We start from the raw sequence: 12841 nt of genomic DNA on the forward strand, positions 1-12841 counted from the left end.
TACCAAAGCACATGCCACTGATTGGTATTGCTTCGTGTCTCAAGATGAAGCCCATCCAATATACTTGGCTTTTTCCTTTGGCAATGAAGAGAGCAAAGAGTCCCTGGTTTGGTATAAAAATGGCTCAGATGTCATCAAGCTTGAGCAAACGAGTCTTGAAGGCATAGAAATCACCGAAGGGAGACCCTACGAATATACCTATAAATACCTGGAAAAGGTCGATGGAATGACATCTGGAAACTATACCATTGTTGTTCAAGGGGCAAATTTTTACCGTTTTGAATATAAACCGAAAAATAAAAATAAGGTTTATGAATTCAACATGGACCCTGAATCCCAGTTGGACGATACTTGCGTCTGGCAATAACCCTGCCTTCAGGGTTTCTTTGGCCGTAACGGTAAGTTAATAAAGATAAATCAAGTCAAAGGTTGTGCTTACTAGCTATCCTATCAAGCCAACCTATTGCTGCTGAGATTCTAACCTCTTCTAATGCAACACCAGGAACAACAATAATATCGCTCCGGCACTAAATAGATTGGTTTTCCAGAACGAATCTTTGGCAAAAGTGTGCCTAATCAGTACACCACTCCCCCTCAGCCAACCTGCCCAGCAACCGGCTATCAGTGCTTGTAGCATTAAAATAGTCCCCACCACCATATAGGTCAGATCCAACCAACTCTTGGATGGAAACATGGAAGGCAACAGGAGTAATCCAACAATGCCCGCCAAGGCAGCCCAACTGCAACCCACCAGCAATGCCAACAGAGAAGATAATAAAAATCCCTTTAATCCTTGCATCACATTCTCCTTGTTTTCGATGAAATGGCTTCCCTACCCGTAAACCTTTACTATTTTTTATCTATCCCTATGGTCAGAGTCAAGGTGAGTGACGACGTTAAACCTCAGCACAGTTTGCCCGCCTATGGAAAAGCTGGTCTGAACAATACCTGAAAAAACATCAGAGAAATTACGCTTTGACTCACGCAGTTACTTCAATCCCAGTTGCTGGCGACCAGTTTGATTGAGATAAGGCGCCACGTCACTCAAAGGTAAAAAGAATTCATTTTCGCAGCCGTTACCGCGAGGATATTCCCAGAATCTGAGCCCATCCAGCCCATCCTGGGTTTCCAGAGTTAAGTGGTAATAGCCCTTTGCACCATATTCTGTACTACCACAATCGAACTCGGGATCTTCCTCTTGTTCACCAGTTGGGAACCATTTGGCCTGCAGCCCAGATGGCAACTGATGTGTCTGCTTATCGGGGTCAGTATCGTAAAACCATTGCCAAGGGTGAAAACGCTCACCTGTATTAAGATCAAAATTGGTATAGTTAATCGATATTCCGCTGGCGCCATGCCCTGCGGCCCAACGGTAGAATCTGACACTGAGCCAGGTGTCGTTAGCAAAACTCAGCTCTACACCGGTTTCGTCGCTGAAAGCTGTGCCCATGCGCCCGAGAAAGTCTCTGCGAGTTTCGTAATAGAGTTCAAGCAACTCAACGCTGGTAAGGCGTTGTTTAAGCCAATGATTGATTTTATTCAGCCCGGCTTGCGCGCCCCGAAGTTCAAGCCCCATCTCACCACCGTAGGTAAGCTCACGAAATTCCAAGGCGTTGTTGAAACTTTGCCAGGCACCGCGCTTTATTTGGGGCCGGGTTTCCAAGGCCTGATTATAGGCTTCGCTGCTGCAGTCTGTTGCGCCATCGGCGGCAGTGACTCGGCTGAGGCTGATAGGTAAGGTTTTATCCCTTTGCGCCAGATACCAAGTGCCCTGTAACTGATCATCTTGAAGAGAGAGTCGCCAACGACCGCTGTCATCTTGCTCCTGGAAATGGTTGTCTTTGAATTCCAGGCTGATAGGCGTCAAGTATTTCAAATAATAATAGCTACCTGAATCGCCATATTCGTTAATGCAGGCGCGGATCTGCGTCTTTCCCAAAGTGCCCTGCCATACACCGGCCATAAGCCTGCTTTCTTGCTTGGTCATGCCATCTTGACTGGCATAGGCGCAGGTGCTGGCCATTAACAACGCAGAAGCATAAACAAAGGTTTTGACTGCCATCCCTGTTTCCTTATCCTGATGATCGAAAGCTGGCAGCCTAGGGGATGATTCGAAGAAAAGCAATGGCTTGCACCTGGCATTCAAGCAAAATGCGAACCTGGGCAAGCTGCGCACGCTTGGGCTTAACTCCCCATGCTGACAGGCACTCACAAGGTGATAGGCCTTGAAAGTGCCTGCTTCGGACTATTTAGGTTATTGCAGACCGGCCTCGAAAGTGAGGAAAATTTCACTGACTGTCTTATCCGCAAGACGAGTGTCGGCGTTAGGTTGCTCGAATGATGCATGCAACATATAGCGGCCGGCGCTCGGCAGTTCAAAACTCACCTTGCCTTCTTTGTCTGAGGTCAGCGTCAATTCCTGTTTCTGGTTACGGTAAAGCGTGCCTTCTTTCACAATCGCAACTTCCACACCGGCAATCACCTTACCCTGGAAATAGAATTGCAGCTCAGTGGGTTCCTGCTCGACGATGTCAGCCGGATGGGTCAAGGGTTTGAGTTCCAGATATTCCCCTTTTACTTCAAAAGCCTTGTCACTTGGCTTGTTGAGGGTGACATAGGACTCGACTCGTGAGAAATACAGCGCCCCTTCGAGATCGTACGCCCCTTTGGGCATCATCGCCTTGGTGGTTTGCTTGTCAGTACGGCTACGGACGCTGTCTTGCTGGCCCTTGAGCTTATAGCGCGACATATATCTTGGCTGGGTCTCTTTCTCGAATCTGTAGGTACCGTCTTCGGTCAGGCGATAGTCAAACACAGACTTACGGCTGCCGCGGTAGCTCGAGGATGGTCGCTCCTTGGTGCCGGACGGCGTGATGATTTGCACATCTTCAGATCCAAAAGGTTTATCAAACAGGAAGACTTCGTTACTGGCGCTGACATCTGAAGTGATCCACACACCTTTGCCGGGATCGGCAGAGACATTGAACTGGCTGGGCAGTATAAATCTGTCATGGGCCTGCGCCGTTTGTGCCAACAGACAGGCCCCCAGGGCCAACAAGAGTTTGCTTGTTTTCATCATCTTTTACTCCACTAGGTATTGAAGGCTAATCGTGCCGGTTTCTATGGTGGGCGCTATTTCAGCTTTGAAAGGCTTGCCGTCGAGCTGAAATTTGTGTCGTACCAAATCCCGGCCACCGTGCTCACGTACCACCTCCACCAGCAAGGTATATTTACCGTTGGCAACCTGGCCCCCTTGGTCATCTTTGAGGTCCCAGCTGATGGGATACTTGCCCGCAGGCCGTGTTGCCGACGCAATGGCATCGACAAAGTTCATGTCATCCCGCCCGGCCTTGCGCCACCAGCGACGAATGTCTTTCAGCCACTTGTACCCCTCGCCTTCCTGCATAACCCAAAGGCTCAAAGTTCGCACGCTCTGCCCTTTGGCATCTTCCACCCACACGGCTGTGTAAGGCCTGTGGTATTGGCCCGTGGTGATTTCCGGCAGTGTCAGATTAATCTCCAGCGAATCGGCTTGGGCCTGCCCCAGGGTTAAGCTGCTACTCAGTAATACCGCCAAGGACAGAGACAATCTGGTTTTCAAAGGTTTGCCACTCATACATTCTCCATTCACAACACACCAAAGGTAGGGGGTACTAGTTCATGCTTTGCCGTCTGTCACTTTGAACTCAGGGAACAAACAGCAGATAGATAAGGGCACAGGCACTGCTGACACCGACCATGGCCAGTAAGGATTTTTTCAATCTACGGCTCTGAGGCAACAGCAGGAAAGCACCGGTCAGGGAAAACAGGATGATGAGAATTGAACAAAGATCCAGCAGCCAGACCCACAGGGTGCCGCTGTTACGCCCCTTATGCAGATCATTGAGTACTGCGATAAGACCATAATCTATCTGCTCGACATAGGCTTTCCCGTCCAGCAGATCCAGGGTAATGCTCTGATAGCGCCCCGGCCCCTTGTGCACCAGCGCCACTTCATCTTCACTGAACTCGGCACTGTGACCATCCACTCCCCAGTGGCTACTGAGCCAATGCGCAGTGGCTTCGCGCCAATCCGGGTCTTCACTATTCACCGGCAACAAAAATCCCGGCAGGGCTTCTTCCGATGCCAGGCTTTCTCCGCCCTGGCGGATAAACCAGTCCGGATGATTGAGAGTAATACCGGTAAAGGCAAAGAACAGCATCAACAGCAGCAGTGCCATGGAAACATAGATATGAACGACGCGGGCGAAATGGAGCGATGACTTGCTGACTCTGAACTTCAATTAAGGTTCCCACATAGCACAGGCCGCCAGTGGGCTGCCTGTTAATTGACTGTTATTGGCCAATACTAAATAACAATCATTCTTGCCTTAATGCTATTTACCTTATTTACACTCGCCGGCCGTTGCCCAGTCGACATAGCAAACCCGTGCCTCTCCCAAGTCACTGAGGAAGTTGAGCCAGTATATTTGATGATCGGCCAACTTATCGCCCGGGCCTTTGACTTCAAGCCAACTGATGCGCCCTTCGGCGTCAAATAACACAAGATCCGGATGGCCACTGCGGTAATGCTTGAGATCGCCAAGCATACGTTCAAATACCTGAGCGAGCCTGGCGCCGGAAAGTGCCGTCAGCGTCAGTTCCAGCGCCTGTTGCGGCAGGTTTTCCCAGTAAACCCAATCATTTGCCAGTCCTTGCTTTTGCTGAAAATGGCGCCAAATAACAGCGCCGTGCTCCCGAGCGATTTCATCAAGACGCGCCGTGATGGCCTCTTGACGCCGACTAACAAACTCCTCGGTGAACATATCCCGTGGGCTGCGCTGAAATGGATTATCGAATACCGCCTTAACGGGGGCAAAAATAATGTCCCAAAAGGCGAGTCCAAAGAGGCCACAAAGCAAGGCATTCTCGAGAAAAAACGCCCGGTAACCGAGCGCTTCAAAGTGCGCAGCGACACGCATTTCAACTCGTTCACCATTGGGAGTGAGTTGCAGAGCTATCGCTGGCAGCGCACCCAGTCTACCCGGTACATTTTCTTTCAGCGCTTGCAGTCTTAACATCAAAGAATCAAGCGCCAAGGAATCAGGCGCTTCACTATGGCCTGATGGTGAGGCAAACTTGCTGTCTTTGCCATTTGGCAATTTTTTAAGCAGGCGTTTGCCAATACGTTCTATGATTTGCCACTGACTCTCATTACCGGCAAGGTCGCAAAGGTGCAGCAGCGCATGAGTCAGAGCCCGCCACTGAGCCTGTTTTTCCAGGCAGCGGCACAGGCGTTCCCTTGCTAGCCAATGTTCGCACTGCGAATAGACACTGATGGCAAGAGTAGTTTGCCCTTGCCTTTCGGCTTCGCGGCCTATCAGAGTCAGTAGTTTTTGCCGGCGCCGTTCGAGTAAGGGGTTAGCCTCGGGCATCGCTGAAATGGCATTAAGCTGTTCAAGCAGCAATGGAATATCCAGCGGCTGTTTGGCTAGTATCGCCTCTTCTATCTGCTGACTCATATGGCCAAATGCCAACGCGGCGTTAAGCTGCTCTGGGCTGTCATAGGCGCGGTGGGCCTTGTCCAGCACAGTGACTTCAAAGCGCTGCAAGCCCAGATCGCTGAGCACAAACTGGCTCAGATCCTGATAACGGTTGCTAAAATAGAGCAGCAATAGGCCATCGAGAAGCCGCTGGCATTTAAGCTCAATCCATTCTATGCCCAGCTCAGAGTTCAGTTCGCCAATCAATAACTGTGAGTCTTGGGGCCCGAGCGCCAGCAAGGTACGTTTCAGCGTCTCCTTTGAGGCACCATTTATGCTTTTACCTAGATGCTGCGCAATATCGACCAGCCCCCCAAGACTATTCTCGCCCTCCGAGGCTCGACTCTGTTGCAGTTTGAGAAGCGCCCGGCGCAGCTCTGTGAGGGTAACCCCTTTGAGCCAGGTTTCAGTATTTGGCAATGATGAAGTGCTAATGAGCTCCGCTTGCTCAAGCCCCTTTATCGCTGGCTCCAGGCCCCCTATTTCCGGGTAGTTAAGCTTATCGGTGCGAAACCACTCGCCCTTGCGGGACAAGAGACGCACCAGCAACATCCGCGAAGGCTTGGTGCAGGCAAGGTACGCCGCGCGTAACCTGGCAAGCTCGCTTGGCAAAATATCCAGATAGCGGCGGCTACCCTCCAGCAAGAGTTCAAAATTGCTCAGGTAATAATCGCTTGCAAGTTCAAGAGTGGCCGGTTTCACTAAGGTTTTTGCCGCTAAGGTTTCTGCCATTAGGGAACTTCGTCTGATTTCACGGTTTTCAGTTCTTCAACCGGCATGGGGCGGGCGAAATAGTATCCCTGCAGCAGGAATATACCGCGCTTTTTGAGGTACTCCACCTGCTCCGCCGTCTCCACGCCTTCGACTATCATCTCAAGCTCTGACTCCATACCAAAGGCGATAATGGCATCCAGCACACCACGCTTGAGATCATTGGTGCCTATGGTATCGGTAAACATCTTATCTATCTTGATGCTGTCGATCCCCAAGGCTTGAATATACTTAAAGCCGCCATATCCGGTGCCGAAGTCATCAATTTTAAAGCTGTATCCCCTCTCTGTCAGCTTGGCGATTTCCTGCTTGGCGGCGTCAATGTCTGCAATGGGCAAGCGTTCGGTGATCTCAAATTTAAGTCTGTCCGGCTCCGGCCAATTATGCTGTTGCAGCACACGACTGACATGAGCCTGCTCCAGATGTTCTGCCACCAGGTTGATACTTACCCAAGTGCCGCTCTCAAGCTCCGGCAGTTGTTGCAGTACCTGCTGCAGCAAAGATTCGGTAATGGGAATGATCAGGCCACAGGCTTCGGCATGCTCTACAAAGGCGGCCGGGGGGATAAACTCCTTGCCCTTCTTCCAGCGCACCAGGACTTCATAACCGACAATTTTGCCCTGATTAATATCGACTATGGGTTGATAGAAAGGGATAAACTCCTGCCGGGCAATTCCCCTTTGGAGCATACTCTTGAGCGAACTGTGGTAACTCAGATAAAGCCAATAAGCCCCGGCCAGCAGCACTCCGAGCAAAATGCTCAAGGGTAAACCGTAAACCAAGATCTTTTCTCTGGCGTAATCATCGAGTTTCTTTCCAAACCAGAGTTTTTGCTCCACCTGATGCTGCGTGTCCATCACACTGAGAAAATGCACATGGGATTCTTTGGGTACCGAGGGATTGCCGCGCTCAAATACCAGCCCTTCGGAGCCTGGAGCATGATGCAGAAACTCTATGTAAAAACAATCGCGGCAGGGAAGATTGATAATTTCACGGATCCAACTGCTGTCCAAAATCCAGTAAGCGGTATTGCCATTACTTCTGAAATAAACCAAGAGTTCCTGCTCGGTGTCATGCATGGCACCTGTAGTGGTTAGGCCAAAGCCCTGCCCTATGGGGGTGTCACTGGGAAGATCCGGCAATAGTAAATCCGAGCCAAGCGAACTGCAGCCCATGCCGGTTTTGGTTTTTATCCCCATCACCCGAAAATAGCGATTATAGTTTTCAGGTGCCCGCAATAATTTTGCGTCTTGCGGGCCACAATCAAAATGAAACTCAGGTACTTGATGGAGAATAATGTCATTGATGGAACGCTGTCTCTGGCTAAGATACTCTTCCATGAGTTTGAACTGATTTTTGACTATTACTGAGGTCACTGGCCTTAGCAATAACTCCGATGACAACAGCAAGAGAACAACAGGTAACAGCAACAGCAGCAAAACCCGTTTGTTCTCGGATACAGCCTTCATGATTATCGTCCTTGTAGAATGTCACTTCCCTTATACCCAGCCAGAGCGCCAGATACAATGACGCAGGCAGCAAATACCCTACTGTGCGGCAAAACCCTTTGCAGTCTGAGCAGGGGAAACGGCCTGGGGCAATTTAGGTAAGCCACTGAAATTTATTGATTGACTCTTGTCTCTATCTCAACCTTTGGTTAATTTGGACGCCTTTGGATTTGGCATGCCTTTGTGCGCCAAGCCGAAAATTTCAGCGACTAAGACTTTATTATTCGGAGCAGAAAATGAATGAAAATGTCATTCAGGCAATCCTGGTGTTTGCCGCATTTGTGGTGGTCAGCCTGATTATCGACCGTTTCCTGAAACAAGTGGCCGCCCGCTTTGACTCGGCGGCAAGCGAATCGTTTCGCTTGATCTCCAACTCCCAGCGCGTGGTACTGATATTTATTGGTGCCGTCTTGGCTTTATCCAAGTTGGGCTTTGATGTTGGCGCCCTGGTTGCCGGACTCGGACTCACTGGTTTCGCGCTGGGTTTTGCCCTCAAAGACGCCATATCCAACCTGATTGCCGGCATTATGATAGTGCTCTATAAACCAATAAAGCTGGGCAATAAAATCGATATTACCGGCTCCAAGGGGACAGTGGTGGATCTCAACCTGCGTTATATCACAGTGAAGGACGAAGGCATGACGCATCTGGTGCCCAACTCTTTGTTCCTCAACAATAAAGTTTCCATTATTGATGAGGATAAGCAATGACGGCGCAGCTTTGGGATAAGGTTGCCAACCAGGTCAATTTCAATCTGGAAATCGATGTGCAGCGCTTCTGCCACTTGGTGAAACCCGATGCCAGAATACTGGACTTTGGATGCGGTTATGGCCGGATAGCCAAGCAGCTGAAACAGTTAGGCTATCCTGAGGTGCTGGGGGCTGATCCCTCAGCCGCTTGATAAAGCGCGGCCTCAGTCTGTACCCGGACATCAATTTAATTCAGTTGCCACAACTGCCATTGCCTTTTGCCGATGAAACATTCGATGTGGTGCTGAGCTGCGCCGTTTTAACCTGCATGCCATCTGAAATGGCGCAAAAAGCCGCCATATTGGAGCTTAAACGCGTGCTTAAGCCTGGAGGCTTGTTCCACCTGAGTGAGTTTTGCGCCCCCATGGCGAAACGTTTCACCTCAGGGCTGGGTACTCCTATGTGTTACCACACGCCCATGCAGTTGCAGGAGCTGCTGGAAGACTTTGTCGACCTGAAAGATAACGTCACGGCCTGTAGAACTTTGGCCGGCGATCCGGCTCAGTGCTATCAAGCCTTTGTCAGAAAACCGCAGCAGGCTTTAGCTTAATTACGATAAATCGTCTGGATCAGATGAAAACCAAACTGGGTTTTGACCGGGCCATGCACTTCCAGCACCGGCTTTTTGAACACCACTTGATCGAACGCCTTGACCATCTGCCCTGGGCCAAACTCCCCGAGATCGCCGCCGCGTTTTTTTGAAGGACACTGAGAGTATTGTTTCGCCAGCTTGCCAAAATCTTCCCCTTTGGCGATACGGGCCTTGAGTTTTTCCGCCTCTTCACGGGTTTTAACCAAAATGTGTCTGGCGCAAGCTCTGGCCATGGGGTGTTTCTCCTGGGTCTATAGGGGTAAATTCGCGGCCGGTATTTTAGCAAACAATCTGTGTTTTATCTGCAATCACTCTCTCTAATCCCCCTCTTTCATCACTCTCACTAATGAGATGGTCATGGCGCCGATGCAGGCTTTATCATCAAACTTGATAATTGAATCGCCCACTATATCTTCAGCTAATGATGGGCTGTCCGCTGGGTAAATACCGCCTTGCATCTTGGGGAGCCCCCATAAAGACGATAGAATGTTTCGCCGGGCGCTCACCTAAAAATCAGAGGCCCGGCTTTTAAATTCGTAGTGATTTAATGGCAAGCTTTCAGATGGCGGCCAGTCTCACCCGCATTAAGGAATATCTATGTGGCATCAGCAACAACTGACCTTAAACGCCAAGCGGCGGGGTTTTCATTTAATAAGCGATGATATTGCCAAGGCTCTTGATGATATGCCTTACGTCAGTTGCGGCCTGTTGCACCTGCAACTACTGCACACCTCTGCCTCGCTGACGCTCAACGAAAACGCCGATCCCACAGTGCGGCAGGACTTTGAGGCCTGGTTCAATCACGCCGTGGCCGAAGATACACCTTACTTTCGCCACACCTATGAGGGCGCCGATGATATGCCGGCCCATATTAAATCCAGCCTGCTGGGCACCAGTTTGCTGCTGCCTGTCAGCGCCGGACAGCTGGCACTGGGCACTTGGCAAGGGATCTATCTTGGCGAGCACAGAGACAATGGCGGTCGGCGCCGCCTGCTGTTGACCCTGCAGGGGGAATAAAGTGGCAAAACTTGGCAAACCGGTAAGAGTGAGCGGCACTGTTTTTGTTGAGATGCTTTTGTTGAGATGCTTTTTGAAGCGGGTGTGAAACCGCCTGTTTAAGCCAATATGACTCAAACAGGCCTGATGGTTACTCGGCTATCCGCTCAATTCTTGCCAGATAAAAGCCATCGAAACCGGTTTTGGCCGGGCTGATGGTTTCCTCATCGAGTAAACGGAAATGGCTTTGCTGCTTCAGAAAACGCGCTACCTGCTGCTCGTTTTCCTGCGGCATGATCGAACAAGTGGCGTAAACCAGGATCCCGCCCACCTTCACCATGCGGCTGTAACTGCCGAGAATGTGCTCCTGCAGTTCCATCAGCACCGGCAAGCGCTCAGGGGTATCACGCCATTTGGTGTCCGGGTTGCGTTTCAGCACCCCAAGCCCTGAGCAAGGCACATCCAAAAGTACCCTGTCGGCGCTGAGTTTCAAACGTTTGATGGTCTTGCTGGATGCAATAAGCCGGGTTTCCACATTGTGGGCGCCGGCGCGGCGGGCCCGCTGCTTGAGGTTATCCAGCTTCCACTGCTCGATATCCATCGCCAGCAGGCGTCCCTTACCCTGCATTTTAGCGGCCAGGTGCAGCGTCTTGCCGCCGGCACCGGCGCAGGCATCAATGACCCGCATCCCGGGTTCAACCCCTAGAGCTTCGGCGACATGTTGCGAGCCGGCATCCTGCTGCTCGAACCAGCCCGACTTGAAGCATTCGGTGCGAAACAGCGCTGAATCGGAAATCACTTCAAGAGCGCTGCCAACCTCGGGGACTTCACAAGTCTCAACCCCTTCCTTGGCAAGACGAGCCTTGAGTTCTTCCCGGCTGCACTTAAGCAAATTGGTGCGCAGATAACGTTTGGGGGCCTGGGTCAAGGCATGGCGCTCGGCCGGCCAGTTATCGCCCAGCTGTTCACTCCCAAGCGCTTCGAGCCACTGCGGACAACCATCGAGCAGCGCAGGCATAGACTGGGCCTCAACCATCCGCTGCTCAAGCAGTTCACTGTCCATCTGCAGCGCGTAGCGCATTTTCGGCAGCTCAAGGCCATTGGCCATATGCCAGGCGTTGATGAGCCTGGTGCCTTCACGCTCAATTTGATCCGCGGAAACATCGGCCAGAAAGCTGTAATAGCTTAAACGGCGCAAAATATCACCGGTGACCAGAGCAATTCTGGCTTGCTCCCAAGGCTTGAGGCGCTCAGGTGCAAACTGCTTTGAGTAGGCTCGATCCAGCGGCGCACCTTGGGTCAGTACCTGATTGAGAATCGCAATGACCAGCTCACTGGCATGTTCACTAAGCGGGGAGTTAAGCATATTTGGGTCTCGGGATGGAAAACCGCTGGATCATAGGAGTTCGCCCCCTGCTCTGCAAGGGGCTTGAGTGGCTTTGGCGGGATTAATCGGTTTTTAACTGAAAGTTTGCTGTATTTGCGCACTGTCTATAGCGCTCCCCCTAGGGCGAGGTAAAAAAGCCAGCTCAATTAAGCACGCTGCGAATTTTCTTCAGCAAAGTGTCGGCATTGGTGGGTTTGATAATGTAATCCTCTGCGCCCAACAATAGGGAGTTTTGGAAATGATCCACATCGGCATAGCTGGTGAGCATGATCAGCGGGATTTCCTGCAGCATGGGGGTTTTCTTGCACACTTTGAGGGTTTCAATGCCGTCAAGTATCGGCATGTCTATGTCCAATAAGATGAGATCCGGCTTGAGGATCTTGGCCTTTAACAGCACTTCTACCCCATTGGTGGCCCTCTCAGCCCGATAACCATGCTGTTCCAGAATAGTAACTATGATTTTCAACACCACATCCTGATCGTCGGCCACCACTATGGTAGCCTTCTTGCCGCTGTCTTTTTTCTCCAATGCCGCCTTTTGCTGCAGCATCTGGTTTGAGAGCTCGTTGAACAATGACTCGCTCTTTTCCTTGAGGCGATTGAGTTGCGGGTTGATGGAGTAACGTTTCAGCTCCTCAATAAACTTGTTGATCTCTTCATCCGGCAGCGAGTGAAATACCCGTCTGAAAGCCTGCATGAAAGCACTTTCAGAGATGGAACTGAGTATTCCGTCAACATCTTGCATTATGCTGGTGATCAGCGACGATTGTTGCTTGCTGGCCACTTTGACTGACTCGTTGAGTCCTTCCAGGCAATCGGCAGTGTTTTGCAGCTCATACTGCATATCCAGATCCTGTTGATCGAAACGCTTGAGCTCGGATTTAAGCGCTATGATCTCAAGCAACTTGTATAGGGTGAGGATGATTTTATTATTGTCATAGATGGGCCGAATGGTGTCGTAACTGTCAAAAGCTTCGCGGCGACACAGTTCAAACGCCTGAGCCCGACAACTTTTTTCACACAACAACATACTCGCCTGTGGCACTGTTCTCAGGGCATTGAAGTGTTCATTGCCCTGGAGAAAACGCTTCAGACTCTCGGCATGGGCCACATCCTGAAAACAATATACCAATAGCATTCGGGTATGTTTCTCTTTTGAAAGACTCGCCAGTTCCTTGTTCTCCACCCGGATATCCACTCTGAGAACCCGCTCGAAGTAGACATTGACTATGGCTTCCACGGGCTCGACCAGATCCTGATCATCAAAAAACAGTATCAGGCTAGTTACGCTGTCTCTCATCCTTGTTCTCCCGACA

General features: G+C 50.7%; 15 protein-coding genes. 5 read left to right on the forward strand and 10 right to left on the reverse strand.

The features are described from left to right. Window positions 1-34: 34 nt before the first annotated feature. Complete coding sequence (locus tag E1N14_RS11585) at window positions 35-367, forward strand: hypothetical protein (protein ID WP_144128425.1); 333 nt, start codon at window positions 35-37, stop codon at window positions 365-367. Between the two features lie 120 nt (window positions 368-487). On the opposite strand, the gene E1N14_RS11590 is transcribed toward E1N14_RS11585, so the two are convergent. The 7 genes from E1N14_RS11590 to E1N14_RS11620 all read right to left on the reverse strand — a co-directional run bounded on the left by E1N14_RS11590 (window position 488) and on the right by E1N14_RS11620 (window position 7762). Further along, a complete protein-coding gene (locus E1N14_RS11590) occupies window positions 488-799 on the reverse strand; it encodes a hypothetical protein (protein WP_025010278.1) in 312 nt (103 codons plus the stop codon). A gap of 189 nt (window positions 800-988) precedes the next feature. After that, window positions 989-2062, reverse strand: a complete 1074-nt coding sequence (locus E1N14_RS11595) for a hypothetical protein (RefSeq protein WP_025010277.1) — start codon at window positions 2060-2062, stop codon at window positions 989-991. A gap of 192 nt (window positions 2063-2254) precedes the next feature. Beyond that, on the reverse strand, window positions 2255-3079 hold the full coding sequence (locus E1N14_RS11600; protein ID WP_025010276.1) for a DUF4198 domain-containing protein: 825 nt from the start codon (window positions 3077-3079) through the stop codon (window positions 2255-2257). A 3-nt stretch (window positions 3080-3082) separates the two neighbouring features. Further along, complete coding sequence (locus E1N14_RS11605; RefSeq protein WP_025010275.1) at window positions 3083-3616, reverse strand: DUF2271 domain-containing protein; 534 nt, start codon at window positions 3614-3616, stop codon at window positions 3083-3085. Window positions 3617-3686: 70 nt separating this feature from the next. Further along, window positions 3687-4220 (reverse strand): PepSY-associated TM helix domain-containing protein, encoded by a 534-nt coding sequence (locus E1N14_RS11610; protein ID WP_371872579.1) that lies wholly within the window; start codon window positions 4218-4220, stop codon window positions 3687-3689. A 165-nt stretch (window positions 4221-4385) separates the two neighbouring features. Next, window positions 4386-6254: a VRR-NUC domain-containing protein gene (locus E1N14_RS11615; RefSeq protein WP_025010273.1), complete on the reverse strand. Its 1869-nt coding sequence runs from the start codon at window positions 6252-6254 to the stop codon at window positions 4386-4388. Next, on the reverse strand, window positions 6254-7762 hold the full coding sequence (locus tag E1N14_RS11620) for an EAL domain-containing protein (protein ID WP_062793446.1): 1509 nt from the start codon (window positions 7760-7762) through the stop codon (window positions 6254-6256). The genes E1N14_RS11615 and E1N14_RS11620 overlap by 1 nt, the downstream gene beginning before the upstream one ends. Before the next feature lie 275 nt (window positions 7763-8037). Here E1N14_RS11620 and E1N14_RS11625 point away from each other — a divergent pair, with 275 nt between their 5' ends. The 3 genes from E1N14_RS11625 to E1N14_RS11635 are packed head-to-tail and all read left to right on the forward strand — an operon-like array spanning window position 8038 to window position 9100. Further along, a complete protein-coding gene (locus tag E1N14_RS11625; RefSeq protein ID WP_025010272.1) occupies window positions 8038-8511 on the forward strand; it encodes a mechanosensitive ion channel family protein in 474 nt (157 codons plus the stop codon). Next, window positions 8508-8702: a class I SAM-dependent methyltransferase gene (locus tag E1N14_RS11630; RefSeq protein ID WP_025010271.1), complete on the forward strand. Its 195-nt coding sequence runs from the start codon at window positions 8508-8510 to the stop codon at window positions 8700-8702. The genes E1N14_RS11625 and E1N14_RS11630 overlap by 4 nt, the downstream gene beginning before the upstream one ends. Beyond that, window positions 8699-9100 carry a class I SAM-dependent methyltransferase gene (locus tag E1N14_RS11635; protein WP_062793445.1) on the forward strand — a complete coding sequence of 134 codons (402 nt, stop codon included), beginning with the start codon at window positions 8699-8701 and terminating at the stop codon, window positions 9098-9100. The genes E1N14_RS11630 and E1N14_RS11635 overlap by 4 nt, the downstream gene beginning before the upstream one ends. Here the strand turns inward: E1N14_RS11635 and E1N14_RS11640 are convergent. Next, entirely contained in the window at window positions 9097-9375 is a 279-nt protein-coding gene (locus E1N14_RS11640) for a peptidylprolyl isomerase (protein WP_025010268.1), read from the reverse strand. The genes E1N14_RS11635 and E1N14_RS11640 overlap by 4 nt on opposite strands. Window positions 9376-9739: 364 nt before the next feature. On the opposite strand from E1N14_RS11640, the gene E1N14_RS11645 reads away from it, so the two are divergent. After that, window positions 9740-10159 carry a secondary thiamine-phosphate synthase enzyme YjbQ gene (locus E1N14_RS11645; RefSeq protein WP_025010267.1) on the forward strand — a complete coding sequence of 140 codons (420 nt, stop codon included), beginning with the start codon at window positions 9740-9742 and terminating at the stop codon, window positions 10157-10159. 130 nt (window positions 10160-10289) lie between these two features. On the opposite strand, the gene E1N14_RS11650 is transcribed toward E1N14_RS11645, so the two are convergent. Both E1N14_RS11650 and E1N14_RS11655 read right to left on the reverse strand, forming a co-directional pair. Then, window positions 10290-11504, reverse strand: coding sequence for an RsmB/NOP family class I SAM-dependent RNA methyltransferase (locus E1N14_RS11650; RefSeq protein ID WP_062793444.1), 1215 nt, complete (start codon window positions 11502-11504; stop codon window positions 10290-10292). A 163-nt stretch (window positions 11505-11667) separates the two neighbouring features. Continuing rightward, window positions 11668-12825, reverse strand: coding sequence for a response regulator (locus E1N14_RS11655; protein WP_051472708.1), 1158 nt, complete (start codon window positions 12823-12825; stop codon window positions 11668-11670). Window positions 12826-12841: the final 16 nt, after the last annotated feature.

It is taken from the genome of Shewanella algae (assembly GCF_009183365.2).
Lineage (GTDB): Bacteria > Pseudomonadota > Gammaproteobacteria > Enterobacterales > Shewanellaceae > Shewanella > Shewanella algae.

What these genes read in the sequence shown, in the direction of transcription:
- E1N14_RS11590 (WP_025010278.1), bottom strand. Translation starts at nt 799, where the DNA reads ATGCAAGGATTAAAGGGATTTTTATTATCTTCTCTGTTGGCATTGCTG.
- E1N14_RS11595 (WP_025010277.1), bottom strand. Translation starts at nt 2,062, where the DNA reads ATGGCAGTCAAAACCTTTGTTTATGCTTCTGCGTTGTTAATGGCCAGC.
- E1N14_RS11600 (WP_025010276.1), bottom strand. Translation starts at nt 3,079, where the DNA reads ATGATGAAAACAAGCAAACTCTTGTTGGCCCTGGGGGCCTGTCTGTTG.
- E1N14_RS11605 (WP_025010275.1), bottom strand. Translation starts at nt 3,616, where the DNA reads ATGAGTGGCAAACCTTTGAAAACCAGATTGTCTCTGTCCTTGGCGGTA.
- E1N14_RS11610 (WP_371872579.1), bottom strand. Translation starts at nt 4,220, where the DNA reads ATGGCACTGCTGCTGTTGATGCTGTTCTTTGCCTTTACCGGTATTACT.
- E1N14_RS11615 (WP_025010273.1), bottom strand. Translation starts at nt 6,254, where the DNA reads ATGGCAGAAACCTTAGCGGCAAAAACCTTAGTGAAACCGGCCACTCTT.
- E1N14_RS11620 (WP_062793446.1), bottom strand. Translation starts at nt 7,762, where the DNA reads ATGAAGGCTGTATCCGAGAACAAACGGGTTTTGCTGCTGTTGCTGTTA.
- E1N14_RS11625 (WP_025010272.1), top strand. Translation starts at nt 8,038, where the DNA reads ATGAATGAAAATGTCATTCAGGCAATCCTGGTGTTTGCCGCATTTGTG.
- E1N14_RS11630 (WP_025010271.1), top strand. Translation starts at nt 8,508, where the DNA reads ATGACGGCGCAGCTTTGGGATAAGGTTGCCAACCAGGTCAATTTCAAT.
- E1N14_RS11640 (WP_025010268.1), bottom strand. Translation starts at nt 9,375, where the DNA reads ATGGCCAGAGCTTGCGCCAGACACATTTTGGTTAAAACCCGTGAAGAG.
- E1N14_RS11645 (WP_025010267.1), top strand. Translation starts at nt 9,740, where the DNA reads ATGTGGCATCAGCAACAACTGACCTTAAACGCCAAGCGGCGGGGTTTT.
- E1N14_RS11650 (WP_062793444.1), bottom strand. Translation starts at nt 11,504, where the DNA reads ATGCTTAACTCCCCGCTTAGTGAACATGCCAGTGAGCTGGTCATTGCG.
- E1N14_RS11655 (WP_051472708.1), bottom strand. Translation starts at nt 12,825, where the DNA reads ATGAGAGACAGCGTAACTAGCCTGATACTGTTTTTTGATGATCAGGAT.